Annotated in this window: 1 pseudogene; it reads left to right on the top strand. The window is 34.9% G+C overall.

The annotated features are described in order from the left end of the window. Positions 1-294: pseudogene (locus QOS01_RS10805) on the top strand (IS30 family transposase); the annotation flags it as partial. Between the last annotated feature and the right edge of the window lie 304 nt (positions 295-598).

The raw sequence follows: 598 nt of genomic DNA, 5'->3' as shown, positions 1-598 counted from the left end.
TTTAGTGAGTTAACGCGAGTTCATGACCATGTTTTTTACACTGACCCATATTCTCCTTGGGAACGCGGATCCAATGAAATCAATAATCGTTTTCTCCGGAAGGAGATTACTAAGGGCCAAGCTATAAATAACTATAGTAGTGCTCAGATCATAGCGACTAATGATTGAATGAATCACTATCCACGAGCTATGTTTAATGGACATTCGTCAATGGATATCTATCGTAAGGCCTTCTACCAAGAGATATCACAGCTCCATCAACCAATAATCAATTGGTCAGTATTATTTATTTGAGTCCAGTGGCTAACTTATTCTTGAAATTTAGGTATTGCTTTAATTTGCAATATAAGCCTCTTAGAACAACTATAAAGCTTATTTGGTAAAGCATTCAAGTCATAAGATAGAACGCCAAATAGCCCCATGCGAACGTCATATGATAGACTATAAAGTATAATCCTTCATCATCTTAGTGCTTTTCATTCATCGCATAAAAAAAGAACTTATGTCACTTTGTTTTTTTATGGCAGATTGTAAAATTTAAGTTGAACATTTAAGTGGACAGAAAAACCCATCAAGGTCTTTAATGGTGTTACCTCAA

Origin of the sequence: Limosilactobacillus avium, from assembly GCF_947381485.1 — a bacterium.
GTDB lineage: Bacteria > Bacillota > Bacilli > Lactobacillales > Lactobacillaceae > Limosilactobacillus > Limosilactobacillus avium.
This window is presented reverse-complemented; position numbering and strand designations above follow the sequence as displayed.